Source organism: Amycolatopsis cihanbeyliensis (assembly GCF_006715045.1).
Lineage (GTDB): Bacteria > Actinomycetota > Actinomycetes > Mycobacteriales > Pseudonocardiaceae > Amycolatopsis > Amycolatopsis cihanbeyliensis.
Genome location: NZ_VFML01000001.1, coordinates 4,668,729 through 4,684,468, shown reverse-complemented (window position 1 = coordinate 4,684,468; position 15,740 = coordinate 4,668,729). Strand labels below are relative to the sequence as shown.

Genomic DNA, 15,740 nt, shown 5'->3' with positions numbered 1-15,740 from the left:
CTGGCTCGCCCCCTGGTCTCACGCGCGCCCGAGGAACGGGTCGGCGCTGGCCTCGTCGATCTCCTCGTACCGGCTCATCGCCGTGGTGATCGCCCGCTCGGCCTGGTCGTACTGCTGGTAGAGGTTGCGCAGGGCCTGCGCGTAGGAATCCCGCTCGCCACCGGCGGCCCGCTCGGAGACCTTCTCGGACATGGCCTCGGCGACCTCGTTCGACCCCAACTGCGGCCGGTGGCTGAGGCTGTGCCCCGCGTCGAGCAACAGGTTCTCCACCGTGTCCTTGCCCGCCCGGAGCTTGTTCAGCACCGCCTGTGCGGCATCGGGATCGACGCCGACCTGACCGGTGACCGCCGCGTTACGGAACGCCGCCGCGTCCGCAAAGCTGCTGTTGCCCATTCCAGTGTCTCCCTGTCCCCTACAGCGGCGCCGCGTCGGCACGCGGCTGGAACCTGTGTCCTATTCACATGTCGGGTTATTCAGGTCCGTAACGTGCGTCACCACTACTGGAACTGCAACGACCGCTCGCACGGGCCTGGCGGCCCGCGGTCGCTGGGTCGTTCTGAGATAACCCTCCCGCACGGTCTTCGCATAGGTTAACGCACCGACCGTGCCGGTATGACGCGCTCCGGGAGATCAGCGTTCCGGATTCCGGCCACTTCGCGCAACGAGTTCACCGGAAGTTCGCCCAGCTCGCGGCGGCGACTACGAAGAGTAAACCTTCGGATCCAAGGTGCCGATATACGGCAGGTCCCGGTAACGCTCCGCGAAGTCGAGGCCATAGCCGACCACGAACTCGTTGGGGATGTCGAACCCGATGTATTTCACCGGCACCTCCACCTTCACCGCGTCCGGCTTGCGCAGCAGCGAACACACCTGGAGCGAGGCGGGGTTGCGGCTGGCCAGGTTACGCAGCAGCCAGGAAAGGGTCAGGCCGGAGTCCACGATGTCCTCCACGATCAGCACCTGCCTGCCCGCGATGTCCCGGTCGAGGTCCTTCAGGATGCGCACCACGCCGGAGGACGAGGTGGCGGAGCCGTAGGAGGACACCGCCATGAACTCGAGCTGAGCGGGCACCGGCAGCGCCCTGGCGAAATCGGTCATGAACATCACAGCGCCCTTGAGCACGCCAACGAGCAGGAGGTCGTTGCCACCGGATTCGCTGTCCGCGTCCGGGTAGTCCGCCGCGACCTGCTCGGCGAGCTCGGCGATCTTGTCCTTGATCTGTTGCTCGGTGACGAGCACGGAGGCGATATCGCCTTCGTACACGAGTCCATCCCCTCTGTTCATGGTTTCCGCCGGATGGCTTCATGGTTTCTGCCGGATGGCGAATCTACCCGGAGCCTGCCGCGCCGCCTGCTGGCCTCGAGCCTCCCCGGCAGCCAGACCCCGCCCTGCCCCCGCCAGTCGCCGATCAGCGCGTCCACCGCACGCAGGTGGGCGTCGGTCAGCTCAGGGGCGCCGGCGTCCAGCAGCCAGCTCCGCAGCGCCCGCCTGCGCAGCGCGGCCGGGGCGGGCAGCAGCTCGGCGACCTCCAGCTCCGCTCCCCTGAGCGCGCGGTCGAGCAGTTCCGCACCGAGCTGGTCGAGCGCGGCGCAGTCCTCGCGCAGCTGGGTCGCCGTCCGGCCCAGCGCGGCCGCGACCCCGCCGTTGAGCACCTCCTCCAGTAGTGGCAGCACCTCGGTGCGCAGCCGGACCCTGGTGTAGCGGGTGTCCTCGTTGTGCGGGTCGTCCCATGGCCGCACGCCGAGCTCCGCGCAGGCCGCGCGGGTCACCGAGCGCGGCAGGTCCAGCAGGGGGCGGGCCCACGGCGGGTCCAGCGGCCGCATCCCGGCCACCGACCTCGGCCCCGAGCCACGGCCGAAGCCGAGCAGCACCGTCTCGGCCTGGTCGTCCCTGGTGTGCCCGAGCAATACCAGCACACCCGCGGGCAGCGCGGCCTCGGTGCGCAGTGCCCGGTACCTGGCCTTGCGGGCCGCGGCCTCCGGCCCGCCGGGGCCGTGCACCTGGACGGTGTGCACCTCGGCGTGGTCGACGCCGAGGGTGCGGGCCGTCTCGGCAGCGGTGGCCGCCACCGCTGCCGAACCCTCCTGCAGGCCGTGATCGACCACCAGCGCGCGGACCCGCAGGCCCAGCCGGCGGCCGGCGTGCGCGGCCGCCTCGGCGAGTGCGAGGGAGTCGGCGCCACCGGAGACCGCGACCCCCAGCTCACCGTGGTCCAGGTACTCCGACCGTCCCGGGTCGGCGAGGAACTCCCGTACCGCCCGCCGGACCGCGGCGACCGCGGGACCGGGACCGTCGCCCGTCACCGGCCGTGCACGCGGCGCACCCAGGCCTGCGGATCACCGATCTCCGCCCGGGTCGGCAGGGTGTTCGGCGAGGTCCACACGGCGTTGAAGCCGCTCATGCCCACCGCATCCACCACTTCGCGGGTGAACGCGGCTCCGCGCGCGTACTGGCGGATCTTGGCGTCCACCCCGAGCAGGCTGCGCAGCAACCGGTCGAAGAGCCCGCCGCCCCTGCGCCGGGCGGTGAACCGCTTGCGGATGGTGGACACGCTGGGCACCACCGCCGGGCCCACCGCGTCCATCACGTAGTCGGCGTGTCCCTCCAGCAGGGTGGACAGCGCCAGCAGCTTGTCGAAGACCTCACGCTGGTCCGGCGAGGAGACCAGCTCGGCGAACCCGGTCGAGCCGTCCGAGCCGCCGCGCCGCGCCTCGCGCAGGGTGTCCGGCAGCCTGCTCAACATGCTGCCGAGGCCGTCGCTGTCGGCGAGCCCGCCGACCAGCCGGGACACCTCGTCGGCGAAGTAGTCGCGCAGCCAGTCCACCGCGGTGAACTGCAGCCGGTGGGTGCACTCGTGCAGGCAGACCCACATCCGGAAGTCGCGGCCGTCCACGTTCAGGGCCTGCTGCGCGGTCAGCACGTTCGGCGCGACCAGCACCAGCTGCCCGGACTTGTCCGGCCCGCCGAAGGGGTCGTACTGGCCGAGCACCCGCGCGCCGAGGAAGGCCAGCAGCACGCCGGTCTGCACCCCGGCGCCGCCCGCGAGCAGCGGACCGAACATGCGGCGTTCCTCGCCCGGCAGTGCCCGCCCGGTCAGTTCCTCCAGCCCGGCGGCCGCGGACCTGATCCAGCCCGGCCGGTCCACCACGGTGCCGGGACGCAGCGGAAGCTGGTCGCCGAGCCCGGTGAGCCGCCGGACGTGCGACTCCGCCTCGATGGTGAGCTCACGCAGTTCGTGCACGGTCAGCTCGGCCTCGGCCCGCGGCACCGAGGGCCCGCCGCGCACCAGCCGGGCACCGGTCGACGCGGCGAGGGACCAGTCGACGACGGCGGCCGTGCCGTCCTTGCCGCCCATGCTGTGCTTGCTCTCCTGGCGTGTTGGCTGACTCACCTCTCCGACGCTACCCGCCCGTCGCACCGGCTCGCCCGGTCACCGACATCCGCACTCGCGCAGTGCCGCGGCCACCTCGTCCAGTGCGGCCTGCGCCGGTCTCAGCGCGGAGCCCCCGGACATCAGCGCGAACACCAGCACCCTGCCATCGGCGTCGAGCACCACCCCGGCCAGCGTGTTCACCTCGGAAAGGGTGCCGGTCTTGGCCCGCACCCAGCCCTTGCCCTTCTCGGCAGGCCCGTCGTAGCGGCCGGCAAGAGTGCCGCTGGCGCCCGCTACCGGTAGCCCGCCCAGCAGCGGCCGCAGCTGCGCCGTCCGCGGATCGGAGTCGTCCGGTGCCGCGGCCACCGCGAGCAGCTCGCTCAGCAGGGTCGCGGACACCCGGTTGCGCACCGACAGCCCGCTGCCGTCGGAGAGCTCGAGCCCTTCGACGTCGAAGCCGTTCTCGGCGAGCACGTCGATCGTGGCCCGAGCGGCGCCGGAGAAGGAGGGCTCCTCGCCGGTGGCGACGGCCGTCTGCCTGGCGATCACCTCGGCGAGGAGGTTGTCGGACAGGGTCAGCATCTGGTCGACCAGCTCGGTCAGCGGCGCGGAACGCACCTCGCCGAGCACCGTCGCCCCTTGCGGCGCGGTGGTCGGCTCGCCGACGCTCGCGCCCAGCTCCCCGGCCAGCCGCTGGGCGAGCTCGCCCGCCGGATCGGACACGCGCACGGATTTCATCCCGGTGGGCTCGCCGCGCCCGCCATCGAGCATCGCGGGCTGCGCCGCGGACATGAAGGTGGACGGCACGTCCTCCGGGGCCCACCCCTGCGCCTCCTCGGGGCCGGTGAAGGCGGACAGGTCCAGCCGCACCCGCTCGACCGGGGTCCCGGCCTGCTTGACCTGCGCGACCAGCTCGTCGAGGTGGGCGGCGCCGCGGTAGATCGGGTCCTGGCCCTCCGGCAGCCCGGTCAACGTGACGTCCCCGCCCGCGACCAGCACCACGGTGCCCGGCTGGTCGCCTGCCACCACCTTGGTGGTCAGCTGCTTGCCGTGGTCCACCGCGAGCAGCGCCGCCGCGGCGGCGAGCAGCTTGGTGGTGGAGGCGGGGACGCGTACCTCGTTCGGCGAGCTCTCCCACAGCACGGTTCCGGTCGCCGGGTCCAGCACCCGGCCGGTGAAGTCGCCGAGCGCGGGGCTGCTCGCGGGGCCTTGCAGCGCCGCGGCCACCCCCTCCGGGGTCGGTGCCGGTGCCGCGGTGTCGGGCCCGTGCAGCGACCTGTTGACCGCCACCGGCTCCGGGGCCGAGGCGCGCGGCGCGTTCGGCGCCCAGGGCAGGCCGAGCCGGTTGGACACGTAGGGCAACGCCATGGCCACCCCGACCGCGACCACGAGCAGCGCGGCCACGCCACCGACCAGCAGGCCGCGGCGTTTGCGTTTCGGCGGGGCCTGCGACTCGGCGACGTGGTCGGGTTCGGCTGCCGCCGCCTCGGGTTCGGCCCGCGTGGTCTGGTCGGCGGCCGGCGGCTCGACCGGGGGTGGCGGTTGCTGGGCCTGCTGGGTTTGCTGGGTTTGCTGGGCCGGTGCCGCCCGCGGCTGCTGGGGTGGCGGAGCCTGCGGCGGGCGCTGGGGGTGCTGCGGCGCCGCCGGCCGTTGCTCACCGGTGGTGGCCGGGGCGGGCCGCATCTCCCCGGTCGGCTCGATCCGCATCGGCCGGGCAGGCACGCCCGCCTGCCGGATCTCCGGCACCTGCCGCGACGGCGGCGCGGGCTGCCCCTGCTGCGGCTGCTGCGGCGCGGGCTGCTGCGGCTGCTGTGGTGAGGGCTGCTGTGGCTGCGGTTGTTCCGGGCGCCGCACCGGCTGGGTACTCTGCTCGGCCGGCCGGGCGGGCGGCTCCGGATGTTGCGTCGGCCACCCCGGCTCGCGTGTGTGCTCGGCACGTGCCGGTGCTTGCTCCGCACGGACCTGCGGTGGCCATTCCGGTACGCGGGCGTGCTCGGTGGGCTCCCCGGCGTCGGGCTCGGGCACCGGTTGCCGTACCCACACGGTCTGCGGTTCGTCCCGCGTGACCTTCGGCACGGGCAGTTCGTTGGTCGACTGCTCGTTGCCGTCGGCCGACTCGTCACGGTCGGCCGACGGCCAGGCCGGTTCCTGGCCTGCACCAGCCGTTTCGTTCTCCGGCACGCACCCTCCTCCATCGCTTCGGCACCGTGCCGGCGGGGCCGAGGTCACAGGCGGCCATGCGGACCGGCGGCGGCGCATGGTCCACACTAGTGATGTCAAGTAAGGGAACCGGTCAGCCGCCCGGCCGCGGCGATAACAGACAAGATCAGCGAGGACGGCGTGGAGTTCGACGTCACGATCGAAATCCCCAAGGGGGAACGGAACAAGTACGAGGTGGACCACAAGACGGGGCGGATCAAGCTGGACCGCACCCTGTTCACGGCCACCCAGTACCCGGCGGACTACGGGTTCATCGACGACACCCTCGGTCAGGATGGTGACCCGCTCGACGTCATGGTCCTGGTGCAGGAACCGACCTTCCCCGGCTGCCTGATCCGCGCGCGGGCGATCGGGATGTTCCGGATGACCGACGAGAAGGGCCCTGACGACAAGGTGATCGCCGTGCCCTCGGATGACCCGCGGCTGGAGCACCTGCGCGACATCCACCACCTCAACGAGTTCCACAAGCTCGAGATCGAGCACTTCTTCCAGGTCTACAAGGACCTCGAGCCGGCCAAGAGCGTCGAGGGCTCGAACTGGGCGAGCCGCACCGAGGCCGAGAACGAGATCAAGCGCTCCTACGAGCGCGAGTCCACGCGCCTGGCCGAGCTCGCCGAAGCCGCCGAGACCCCCGAAACCAGCTGACCCCTTACGCGCGGTAGCCGGGCATGGGGTAGGCGGCCAGCAACTCATGGACCTCGGCGGCGATCCGCTCGAGGGCCTGCTCATCCCCGCTCGCCGCGGCGGTGACCGCGCGGTCGATCCACTCCGCCAGCCGCGGCTGGTGCTCCGGCCGCAGGCCACGGGTGGTGATGGAGGAGGTACCCAGCCGGATTCCGGAGGGATCGAAGGGCTTGCGCGGGTCGAACGGGACGGTGTTGTAGTTCAGCTCGACACCCGCCCGGTCCAGCGCCTGGGCCGCGGGCTTGCCGCCGATCCCCTTACCGGTGAGGTCGACCAGCAGCAGGTGGTTGTCGGTGCCGCCGGACACCAGGTCGAAACCGCGCTCCAGCAGCGCCTCGGCCAGCGCCCTCGCGTTGTCGACCACGGCATGCGCGTAGTCCCGGAACTCCGGGGTGGCCGCCTCGCCCAGCGCCACCGCGATCGCCGCGGTGGTGTGGTTGTGCGGCCCGCCCTGCAGTCCGGGGAACACCGCCTTGTCGATGGCCTTGCCGTGCTCGGCGTCGGCCAGGATCATCGCGCCACGCGGGCCACGCAGCGTCTTGTGCGTGGTGGTGGTGATCACCGGGGCGTACCCGACCGGCGAGGGATGCGCCCCACCCGCTACCAGGCCCGCGATATGCGCGATATCGGCCACCAGCACCGCCCCCACCTCGCGGGCGATCTCGGCGAAAGCGGGGAAGTCGATGGTGCGCGGGATGGCGGTGCCACCCGCGAAGATCAACGTCGGCCGGTGCCGCCGGGCCAGGTCGCGGACCTGGTCGAGGTCGACCCGGCCGGTCTCCTTGCGGACGCCGTACCGGACCGGGTCGAACCACTTGCCGGTCGCCGAGACGCTCCAGCCGTGCGTCAGGTGCCCGCCGTCCGGCAGCGCCATCCCGAGCACGGTGTCCCCCGGCTTGGCGAAGGCCAGGTACGCCGCCAGGTTCGCCGGCGAGCCGGAGTACGGCTGGACGTTGGCGTGCTCGGCCCCGAACAGCGCCTTCGCCCGCTGCACGGCCAGCCGTTCCACCTGGTCGATGACCTGCTGGCCCTCGTAGTAGCGCCGGCCGGGGTAGCCCTCGGAGTACTTGTTGGTCAGTACGGTCCCGGTGGCCTCGAGCACCGCCTCGGATACGTAGTTCTCCGAGGCGATCAGCCGGATCTTGTCGTGCTGGCGACGTGCCTCCCGCTCGACGAGACCGGCGATCTCCGGGTCGGCGGCGGTCAGTGCGGACATACCTGGCTGGTGCGTCATGGTCCTACTCCTGACAGGGAGCGGTTCGGCTCCCTGCTCGCGGCGGGACACCCAGGCGCGCGGTGCCTGCCGATCGAAAGCTCCCCGGTGGTGCTCCACCTCAGGCGGCGCCAGTCGCTCGGACGACCTCGATCCTAGTGCACCCGCGGCGCCGGTGGCTGCACCGTGACGCCCATCGACCGCGCCGTACCCGCGATGGTCCGCATCGCCGCGTCCAGGTCGCCGGTGTTCAGGTCGGGCAGCTTGCGCTCGGCGATCTCCCGCAGTTGCTCCGCGCTCAACGTCCCCGCGCCCTCGTGCCCCGGCCGGGAGGAACCCCTGCCACCCAGCGCCTTGCGGATGAGGAACGCGGTCGGCGGGGTCTTCAGGCGCAGGTCGAACGAACGGTCCTCGAACACCGAGACCACGGCCGGGACGACGTCACCACGCTGGTTCGCGGTCGCGGCGTCGTAGGCCCGCTTGACCTCGACCAGGTTCACCCCGGTCTGGCCGAGCATCTTGCCGAGATCCACCACCGGCGCGTCCCCGGCGGTGAGTTCCAGCGTGGCCTGGAAGCTGAGCTTCCTGGCCTTCTTCGGTGGCTTGTTGGGTTGTTGGCTCGGTTGTTGGCTCGGTGGCTTGTTCGGTGACACGGCGTCCCCTTCGGTCGTCCCATCTACGTGACGACCGGGAACGCTAAGGTCTCCAGCTACTGGAGACTCAACTCGAAAAGTCCGGCTCAGTCGCCGACCGGCTCGATCCCCTCGGCATGGCGCCTGGCGAGTTGCTGGTAGACGGCGGCGTTGTGCTCCACCCACACCCGGGCCGAGTCGGTCAGCGGCACGTGCTTCTTCGCCGGGCTGCCCATGGCGATGTGTTCCGCCGGAACCACCAGGTTCGGGGTCACCGTGGCACCGGCCGCGACCAGCGCTCGGGTGCCGATCTCGGCCTGGTCCAGCACCGTGGAACCGTTGCCGATCAGTGCCTGCTCCCCCACCGTGCAGTCGTGCACGAGGCACTGGTGGCCGACGGTGGCGTTCTTGCCGATCTCGGTCTCGTTGCCCGCGTTCACGTGCACCACCGAGTTGTCCTGGACGTTGGCGCCCTCCCGGACCACGATGCGGCCGAAGTCGGCCCTGAGCACGGCTCCGTACCAGATGGATGCGCCCTTCTCCACGACGACGTCGCCGACCAGCGTCGCCGTCGGCGCGATCCAGGCGTCCGGGTGCACGGTGGGGCTGACGCCCTCGAAGGAAAACATCGGCATGCGGCAACCCTACGGCCGGCCGATCCGGCACGCGATCTCCGGGGATAACCGCGATTGATCCCCCGTAAGGATGACGGTGCGCGGGCACGGCGGGTCATAGTTTGTCCGGGCCGGCCACCGGAACCGGCTCGGTGATCAAGGAGCTCCTGATCCTCCCCTGCACAGCTCGTGGAAAGGAGCGACAGCCCATGCGGCTCCGCAAGATCGGACTCGGCGCAGGCGTCCTGCTGGCTTCGGCCGGGTTGATGCTGAGCACGGCGCAATCGGCGACGGCGGCACCCGAGTCCACCCCCGACACCGCGCCCGTCGCGGCCTCGGCGGAGGGCGGCGGCGATGTCTCCCCCTATATCGTCGGTGGCCGGCGCGCCAGCCAGACGTATGACTTCATGGCCTCGTTGCAGTCCTCGGGCCGGCACTTCTGCGGCGGCTCGCTGATCAGGTCCGACTGGGTCGTGACCGCGAAGCACTGCATCCAGGGTCAGTCGCCCGGCGGCTTCCAGGTACGGGTGGGCAGCACCAGGTACGACTCCGGCGGCACCCTGGTCGGTACCTCCCGGGTCGTGCCGGGCTCCGGCGACATCGCGCTGGTGCAGCTGTCCCAGTCGGTGGGCCAGACGCCGATCGACATCGCCGACGCCGGTACCAGCGCGGGCACCGAGACCAGGCTGATCGGCTTCGGCCAGACCTGCGCGACCCGCGGCGGCTGCGGCGCCTCGCGCGACCTGATGGAGATCGACGTGTCGGTGCAGGCCTCCGGTTGCACCGCCAACTTCGACCCGAACACCGAGCTGTGCCTTGGTGGCGTGCCCCGTGCGGGCGCCTGCTACGGGGACTCCGGCGGGCCGTCGGTCGTACAAGAAGGCGGCGAGTGGCGGCTGACCGGCGCGACCAGCAGGGCCGGCCGTGGCCAGCCGACCTGCGGGCAGGCCCCGGCGATCTACATGAAGGTGCCCGCCTACCGGTCCTGGATCAACGGTGTCGTTGGCGACGACGACGATGACGACAACCCGCCGCCGGAAGGCTGCGAGGGCGTTCCCGCCTGGCAGGCCGGGGACTCCTACCGGATCGGCGACGTGGTGGCGCACAACGGCCACCGGTGGGAGGCGATCTGGTACCCGGGTGGCGCCGAGCCGGGCGACCCGACCTCCTGGGCCGTGTGGGAGGACCTCGGCCCCTGCTGATCCCCGGTAACCGAACCACCACTTGGGCCCTCCCCGCGCGGGAGGGCCCAAGTTCGTTCGGACGTTCCTCGCCAGGAATGTCGAAACCGGCCACCGCGCTCCGACCTCCGCCGCGAGGCGCCGAGCGGTCGGCGCGGAAAGGGCTGATCATGGAACATCCAGTGGTGCATTTCGAGATCATCGGGACCGACCCCGCGCGGCTGCGCCGCTACTACGCCGAGCTGTTCGGCTGGGACTTCGGCATCGGCGACGCCGTTGTCGAGGAGGTCTCCGAGCCGGGCAACTACGGGTTCGTGGACGGCGGCACGACCGGTGCGGGCGGCATCAACGGCGGGGTCGGCGGCGGCACCGGTTACCGGCGGCAAGTGCTGTTCTATGTCGGTGTCCCCGAGGTGGAGGCCGCGCTGCGCAGGGCGGAGGCCCTGGGCGGGTCCCGCCGGATGGGCCCGGCGCACGCACCGAGCGGCGGCCTGGTGGTCGGGCATTTCACCGATCCGGAGGGCAATCTGATCGGCGTCGCGGGACCGGCGTGACCGGCACGGCAGCGGGAGGAACGAGATGAAGTACCTGATCCTGATCTACAGCAACCCGAAGAGCTGGGGACACCCGATCTTCGAGCGGACACCGGAGTTCCAGGCGCTACCGGAGGACGAGCAGGCCGCGCTCTCCGAGCAAGCGGAGGCGCTGGACAAGGAGATCACCGAGTCCGGGGAGCTCATCGCGGGCACGGCGCTCGCCGACCCCGTGCACACGCGGACCGTGCGGGTGCGCGACGGTCTCCCGGTGACCACGGACGGGCCCTACGCGGAGGCGAAGGAACAGCTGGCGGGGTACTTCGTGGTCGACTGCGAGAGCCCGGAGCGGGCGGCCGAGATCGCGGAACGGTTCCCGGACGCCCGGTTCGCCGGGATCGAGGTGCGCCCGATCATGGAAACCTCCGGTCAGGAAATGTGAGTACCGGCGAGGTCGATGGCCTGCTGCGCCGCACGGCGCCGCAGGTCCTCGCCGCGCTCGTGCGGCACTACGGGCATTTCGAGGCCGCGGAGGACGCGGTGCAGGAGGCATTGCTCGCGGCGGCGACGCGGTGGCCGGAGCGGGGCGTGCCGGACAGCCCGGTCGGCTGGCTGATCAGGGTCGCCTCGCGCAGGCTGACCGACCAGCTGCGCAGCGAGCGGGCCAGCAGGCAGCGGCAGGAGAAGGTGGCGGCACTGACCCCGCCGGACGAGCTCCGCGCCGAGCCGCCCGGCGAGGACGACACACTCACGCTGCTGATGCTGTGCTGCCATCCCGCGCTGACCCCGCCCGCGCAGATCGCGCTCACCCTGCGCGCGGTCGGCGGGCTGACCACGGCGGAGATCGCCAGGGCCTTCCTCGTGCCGGAAGCCACCATGGGTCAACGCATCAGCAGGGCAAAGCAGCGGATCAGGGCGGCGGGCGCACGGTTCCGGCCACCGCCCGCCGCGGAACGGGCGGATCGGCTGCGCAACGTGCTGCACGTGCTGTACCTGATCTTCAACGAGGGCTACACCGCCAGCTCGGGGCCCGAGCTGTACCGCGGCGAGCTGACCGCCGAGGCCATCCGGCTCACCAGGACCGTCCGTGGCCTGCTGCCCGAGGACGGCGAGGTGACCGGCCTGCTCGCGCTCATGCTGCTGGTGGACGCGCGCCGCGCGGCACGCACCCGGCCGGACGGCGGGCTGGTCCCGCTCGAGGAGCAGGACCGCGGCCGGTGGAACCGAGATTCCATCGAGGAGGGTTGCGGCCTGATCACCCGCGCACTGGCCGAGGCCGAACTCGGGCCCTACCAGGTGCAGGCGGCGATCGCGGCGGTGCACGCGGAGGCCGCCCGCGCCGAGAACACCGACTGGGCGCAGATCATCGGGCTGTACCGGATACTGATGCGCCTCGCGCCGAACCCGATGGTCACGCTGAACCATGCGGTGGCGGTGGCCAAGGTGCGCGGCCCCCAGGCCGGGCTCGCGCTGCTCGAGGGCTTGGACACCGACGAGCGGCTGTCCGGGCATCACCGACTGCACGCGGTACGGGCGCACCTGCTGGAGCTGGCGGGCGAGCGCACGGTCGCCCGATCCTGCTACGAACGGGCCGCGCGGCTGACCACCAGCCTGCCCGAGCAGCGCTACCTGCTGGACCGCGCGGCGGCTACGATGCGCGCCCGTGACTGAGGACGTGCTCGAGGTCGCACTGGGCGTGCTGGCGGCGGGTATCAGCGCCGCCATCGGCTGGTTCACCCGTGCGTTTCTCTTGCGGCGCACGCTGCGCCGCAAGCAGCGTTTTCTCGGCCTCCCGCGCGGCTCCGACGCGTTGCTCGTGGTCAACCGGCACGCGGGAAGGGAGGACGCGGTAGACCGCTACGACGTGTTCACCCTGCTCGAGCTGTCCGCACTGATCAAGGACTGCGGCGCGCAGGCCCGGATCGTGGCGCATGACCTGGTGCGCCAGGGCCTCGGCCGGCAGGCCGAGTTCTGCGTCGGCGGGCCCGTCTCCAACCACCGGATGGCCGCGCACCTGCGTGCCCTGCTGCCGGGTGTCGCGGTGAACACCGGCCTGGATCCCGAGGGACCCGCCGACCAGTGCGTCTTCCAGATCGGCACGGAGCGCTATCACCTGGAGAAGGGCGCCGTGGAGTACGTCATCCTGGCCCGGCTTTCCGTCGAGCGGGAGGCTCGGCCGGTGTTCCTGTTCTGCGGCCAGGTCGCCATCACCAACCAGGCTGCGACCCGCTACCTTGCCCGGCACCACCGTCGGCTCGCCCGCAAGTACCGCGACGACTCGTTCTGCCTGCTGCTGAAGGTCATCAACTCGGAGGCGTACGGGCCGGACATCGTCGAGCTCGTCGCCGACGTGACCCGGACCGCGCGGGAACCGATCCCGAACTGAGCCTCACGACGAACGCTGCGAGTCATCGGCGTTCATCGCGAGCAGAACGTCCAGGTGCGCTTGAACCGGTTCGTAGAAGCCGTGTGGTACATACTCGCCGAGTTGTCCGCGCTCGAGCCATTCGACCTCCGCGATCTCCTCGCTCTCCTCCACCCGCGCCGTTCCGGACACGACTTCGCAAGCCACGTAGATCATGGTGCGGCCGGTGCTCGGATGAACCCGTTCACCGAGAACCTGGGATTCGATCACGCTCAGGCCGGTCTCCTCCCGAACCTCGCGGACGGCCGCTTCGGCTGCCGATTCACCTGCCTCGATTTCCCCTGCTGGGAACTGCCAGGAAAGGCTTCCCTCCTGCACCAGCCGCCGGACCAACAGGACTTTCGCGTTCTCGACGATGACCGCGGCGGCGACAGGGGGCAGCCGAATCTCCAGCGCGTCCAAAGCGAGGTGCCACGGGTACCGGTCGAGAGCGGTGCCTCCGGTACGCGGCGGGTGGGGCCGGAAGCCCGACGGACCATACAGGACGGTGATGCCGGAACGACGCAACTCGTCGACGCTGCGATCGAGGACCCGGTTGGCGGCGAGAGCGGTGTTGACGAACGGAAGCACTGCGATGGGTATGCCGAGTCCGGTGAGTTCGGCCAGCACGTTCAGTGCATACGTGTCGGTAATACCTGCTGCCCATTTGTTGATGGTGTTGTAGGTCGCGGGCACAACGGCAACGGCGTCAGCGCGGGGAAACGATTCATCGCCTTCCCGTCGATAGTCGTGGCGCACCTGATGTCCGGTGAGTTCCCGAAGGTCTGACAGGTCGAGGAAGTGCGTCATCGCAGCGGGCGTGGCGATGCAGCACACCTCCCAGCCTCGCTCATTGGCGAGGGTGACGAATGTTTCGATGCGCCCAGCGGGTCCTGCCCCGCAGATCACCGTGTAGAGAACCTTCGAACGGTTGTCGGCAGTCACGCGTTTACCCCTGCCTTGTGCGCGATTCGACGGAGACCGGCGTCCGCTCCGCCGGGATTGGTCAACAGCAACCCGCTGATGAGCCGCCGGGCCAACGGTCGGCAACGGACTTCTTGCGGGGCGAGTTGATCGGCTTGGATGAGCACGCGAAGCGCGTTCCGGTAGCTGCCGGTCTGGGTATAGGCATCGGTGAGATCGAGTAGGTAGTTCGACTGCCGCTCGGATGGGAGACAAGCGATCAGCGAGGGCTCGATCGTGTCGGCATAGCGGATGGCGTGCTTCCCTTCCCTGAGCCGTACGAGCGCGGACACCCGGTGTACCTGGACATTGGCGGGACCAAACACCGTGTGGTGGTCTCGATGCTCTGGTGCGAGTCTGCCGGTGGCGGAGACCGCCTCCTGATGCAGGTCGCCGGCCAGCGACCCGTTGCCCTGCCTCGAGGCGGTGATTTCCGCTGAGAGCAGCAGCATTCCGAACAAGGGCACCGTGTCCGCATCGCCGTTGCCCAGGTATGGCCGCAGAAGATCTGCCATGCCAGTCGCCGCAGCCACGGACTCGTCGAACTGGCCGACGTGACTCATGGCGCGCGCGACGCTACGGGTGGCGCGCGCCAGCGCGATGGTGTCGTCGCCGCACCGGGCGGCATGCATGGCCCGATCGGCGGCTAGCCAGGCGATGTCCGTGGCGTCGTGTTTCAGCAACATCGAGCAGGCAAGCCGATACGCCATCACAAGTGCGCGATGCGCGTGTGCGCGGTCCGCCTCCGCTGCCTGGCTGGCGACTGCTTGCGCATCGATAAGCAGTCGCGGCAGCACTTGGCCGACAGTGGCGAGATGGGAAGCGAGCCAGGCGTACCCTGCGTATCGCAGTTGCCGATGTACGTCGGCCGGCACCACGCCGCCGCCCGAGCCTGGGGTAAGCATTGGATACCGGCCGAGGGCCTTCTTGATCGCCTCGACCTCGACGGCGTCCGTGCACCGGACGTCCGGGGTATCCCCGTCGGTGAGCGCACTCGGGTCGACGGACAACGCCTCGGCGACCCGTTCGAGCATCGGCAACCGGAGCAGGCTGCGCTCGCCGTTCTCGATCTTGTCCAGCCATGAGGTCGAGCGTCCGACCATATCGGCGAATCGTTTACGGTCGAGGTTGCGGCGCCGACGCCAGTACCGGACGCGCCGTCCTATGTCGGATGTTTCTTCAGTCATTACCCACCTTGTCGTGTGCGGACCGGTATATCCGCCGACGCAGTGACCCAGTTACACAAACTGTACAACTGATCACCTGCCGTGGCCGCTAGCGTCAGCCACGATGACACCGAAACAGCAGGTCAACGCCCCGGGCGGCGAACCCGTGGTCTTGCTACGCCTTCGATCCGACTACGCGAGGGGCGAGCGGGACCGCGCGGTCCACGTCGTCCCGCTGAGCACGGCTACCGGTGGAATGGCGGTGGCCTACTGCGGCATCAGGCTGTCCGTACCCGCGGCCGAGGCGCTGCCCGCGTTCGCGGGTCTCCCCTGTACAGGCTGCCTGCACCAGGCATCCACGAGGGGCGGCGAGTCACGTGCCGCCTCGCGACCCCTGCCGCATCGCGCACCGCCCATCCCGGCAAACCCCGGAGGACCAGCGCTGGGGTTGCGGGACGAGCACATGGTGCACCGGATACCTGAACGGCCCATCACCGCGACGCTGGACGGCCGCACCGTCGTGCTCAGTACCTGCGGCGTGCTGGCCTGGACCAGCGACAGCCAACCGCCAAAGAAGTGGCCGCGTTGCGGAGAGTGCTACGAACGGAACGCGCGTGGAATCTTGAGCGATCCATGAGAAAGGGGTCCGGGTGATCCGGACCCCTTGCGAGCTACGAGCCGCGTAGGGGAATCGAACCCCTGACCTGTTCATTACGAGTGAACCGCTCTGGCCGACTGAGCTAACGCGGCAGTGGAC

The 15,740-nt window shown here is 70.6% G+C and carries 17 protein-coding genes, 1 tRNA gene and 1 riboswitch; of the genes, 7 read left to right on the top strand and 11 right to left on the bottom strand.

From position 1 onward, the window contains the following. Nucleotides 1-18: 18 nt before the first annotated feature. From FB471_RS21305 to dacB, 5 genes are all read right to left on the bottom strand, one after another. Nucleotides 19-393 (bottom strand): hypothetical protein, encoded by a 375-nt coding sequence (locus tag FB471_RS21305; protein ID WP_142000173.1) that lies wholly within the window; start codon nt 391-393, stop codon nt 19-21. Nucleotides 394-699: 306 nt separating this feature from the next. Continuing rightward, nucleotides 700-1,263, bottom strand: coding sequence for a hypoxanthine phosphoribosyltransferase (gene hpt / locus FB471_RS21300; RefSeq protein WP_142000172.1), 564 nt, complete (start codon nt 1,261-1,263; stop codon nt 700-702). A 17-nt stretch (nt 1,264-1,280) separates the two neighbouring features. After that, nucleotides 1,281-2,303, bottom strand: a complete 1,023-nt coding sequence (gene tilS, locus FB471_RS21295; protein WP_142000171.1) for a tRNA lysidine(34) synthetase TilS — start codon at nt 2,301-2,303, stop codon at nt 1,281-1,283. Continuing rightward, entirely contained in the window at nt 2,300-3,355 is a 1,056-nt protein-coding gene (locus tag FB471_RS21290; RefSeq protein ID WP_142002250.1) for a zinc-dependent metalloprotease, read from the bottom strand. The genes tilS and FB471_RS21290 overlap by 4 nt, the downstream gene beginning before the upstream one ends. A gap of 75 nt (nt 3,356-3,430) precedes the next feature. Further along, the gene (gene dacB / locus FB471_RS21285; protein WP_246076510.1) at nt 3,431-5,554 is read right to left on the bottom strand and encodes a D-alanyl-D-alanine carboxypeptidase/D-alanyl-D-alanine endopeptidase; all 2,124 of its coding nucleotides are present in this window, start codon (nt 5,552-5,554) and stop codon (nt 3,431-3,433) included. A gap of 159 nt (nt 5,555-5,713) precedes the next feature. Here dacB and FB471_RS21280 point away from each other — a divergent pair, with 159 nt between their 5' ends. Then, entirely contained in the window at nt 5,714-6,238 is a 525-nt protein-coding gene (locus FB471_RS21280) for an inorganic diphosphatase (RefSeq protein WP_142000169.1), read from the top strand. A gap of 4 nt (nt 6,239-6,242) precedes the next feature. Here FB471_RS21280 and FB471_RS21275 read toward each other — a convergent pair whose 3' ends face one another. From FB471_RS21275 to FB471_RS21265, 3 genes are all read right to left on the bottom strand, one after another. Next, entirely contained in the window at nt 6,243-7,511 is a 1,269-nt protein-coding gene (locus FB471_RS21275) for a serine hydroxymethyltransferase (protein ID WP_142000168.1), read from the bottom strand. Nucleotides 7,512-7,553: 42 nt separating this feature from the next. After that, a riboswitch (ZMP/ZTP riboswitch) is annotated at nt 7,554-7,639 on the bottom strand. Nucleotides 7,640-7,645: 6 nt separating this feature from the next. Continuing rightward, entirely contained in the window at nt 7,646-8,053 is a 408-nt protein-coding gene (locus FB471_RS21270) for an uL11 family ribosomal protein (protein WP_425457108.1), read from the bottom strand. Nucleotides 8,054-8,229: 176 nt separating this feature from the next. After that, on the bottom strand, nt 8,230-8,757 hold the full coding sequence (locus FB471_RS21265; protein WP_142000166.1) for a gamma carbonic anhydrase family protein: 528 nt from the start codon (nt 8,755-8,757) through the stop codon (nt 8,230-8,232). A gap of 188 nt (nt 8,758-8,945) precedes the next feature. Here FB471_RS21265 and FB471_RS21260 point away from each other — a divergent pair, with 188 nt between their 5' ends. The 5 genes from FB471_RS21260 (at nt 8,946) to FB471_RS21240 (ending at nt 12,836) form a co-directional block, all read left to right on the top strand. Next, on the top strand, nt 8,946-9,938 hold the full coding sequence (locus tag FB471_RS21260; RefSeq protein WP_142000165.1) for a trypsin-like serine protease: 993 nt from the start codon (nt 8,946-8,948) through the stop codon (nt 9,936-9,938). A 149-nt stretch (nt 9,939-10,087) separates the two neighbouring features. Next, complete coding sequence (locus FB471_RS21255) at nt 10,088-10,471, top strand: VOC family protein (RefSeq protein WP_142000164.1); 384 nt, start codon at nt 10,088-10,090, stop codon at nt 10,469-10,471. Nucleotides 10,472-10,496: 25 nt separating this feature from the next. After that, the gene (locus tag FB471_RS21250) at nt 10,497-10,892 is read left to right on the top strand and encodes a YciI family protein (RefSeq protein ID WP_142000163.1); all 396 of its coding nucleotides are present in this window, start codon (nt 10,497-10,499) and stop codon (nt 10,890-10,892) included. Then, entirely contained in the window at nt 10,889-12,121 is a 1,233-nt protein-coding gene (locus FB471_RS21245) for an RNA polymerase sigma factor (RefSeq protein WP_142000162.1), read from the top strand. The genes FB471_RS21250 and FB471_RS21245 overlap by 4 nt, the downstream gene beginning before the upstream one ends. Continuing rightward, nucleotides 12,114-12,836 carry a hypothetical protein gene (locus FB471_RS21240; RefSeq protein ID WP_142000161.1) on the top strand — a complete coding sequence of 241 codons (723 nt, stop codon included), beginning with the start codon at nt 12,114-12,116 and terminating at the stop codon, nt 12,834-12,836. Before FB471_RS21245 ends, FB471_RS21240 begins: the two co-directional genes overlap by 8 nt. A 3-nt stretch (nt 12,837-12,839) precedes the next feature. Here the strand turns inward: FB471_RS21240 and FB471_RS21235 are convergent, their stop codons facing one another. Beyond that, on the bottom strand, nt 12,840-13,799 hold the full coding sequence (locus FB471_RS21235; protein ID WP_142000160.1) for an NUDIX domain-containing protein: 960 nt from the start codon (nt 13,797-13,799) through the stop codon (nt 12,840-12,842). Next, the gene (locus FB471_RS21230) at nt 13,796-15,004 is read right to left on the bottom strand and encodes a helix-turn-helix domain-containing protein (protein WP_142000159.1); all 1,209 of its coding nucleotides are present in this window, start codon (nt 15,002-15,004) and stop codon (nt 13,796-13,798) included. Before FB471_RS21230 ends, FB471_RS21235 begins: the two co-directional genes overlap by 4 nt. 103 nt (nt 15,005-15,107) lie before the next feature. Between FB471_RS21230 and FB471_RS21225 the strand changes: the two genes are divergently transcribed. Then, the gene (locus FB471_RS21225) at nt 15,108-15,620 is read left to right on the top strand and encodes a hypothetical protein (RefSeq protein ID WP_142000158.1); all 513 of its coding nucleotides are present in this window, start codon (nt 15,108-15,110) and stop codon (nt 15,618-15,620) included. Between the two features lie 39 nt (nt 15,621-15,659). Here the strand turns inward: FB471_RS21225 and FB471_RS21220 are convergent. Next, nucleotides 15,660-15,733, bottom strand: a tRNA-Thr gene (locus FB471_RS21220). Nucleotides 15,734-15,740 lie beyond the last annotated feature (7 nt).

Excerpts from the sequence above, each read along its gene's own strand:
- FB471_RS21305 (WP_142000173.1), bottom strand. The coding sequence starts at position 393 with ATGGGCAACAGCAGCTTTGCGGACGCGGCGGCGTTCCGTAACGCGGCG.
- FB471_RS21290 (WP_142002250.1), bottom strand. The coding sequence starts at position 3,355 with ATGGGCGGCAAGGACGGCACGGCCGCCGTCGTCGACTGGTCCCTCGCC.
- FB471_RS21275 (WP_142000168.1), bottom strand. The coding sequence starts at position 7,511 with ATGACGCACCAGCCAGGTATGTCCGCACTGACCGCCGCCGACCCGGAG.
- FB471_RS21265 (WP_142000166.1), bottom strand. The coding sequence starts at position 8,757 with ATGCCGATGTTTTCCTTCGAGGGCGTCAGCCCCACCGTGCACCCGGAC.
- FB471_RS21260 (WP_142000165.1), top strand. The coding sequence starts at position 8,946 with ATGCGGCTCCGCAAGATCGGACTCGGCGCAGGCGTCCTGCTGGCTTCG.
- FB471_RS21255 (WP_142000164.1), top strand. The coding sequence starts at position 10,088 with ATGGAACATCCAGTGGTGCATTTCGAGATCATCGGGACCGACCCCGCG.
- FB471_RS21250 (WP_142000163.1), top strand. The coding sequence starts at position 10,497 with ATGAAGTACCTGATCCTGATCTACAGCAACCCGAAGAGCTGGGGACAC.
- FB471_RS21230 (WP_142000159.1), bottom strand. The coding sequence starts at position 15,004 with ATGACTGAAGAAACATCCGACATAGGACGGCGCGTCCGGTACTGGCGT.
- FB471_RS21225 (WP_142000158.1), top strand. The coding sequence starts at position 15,108 with ATGACACCGAAACAGCAGGTCAACGCCCCGGGCGGCGAACCCGTGGTC.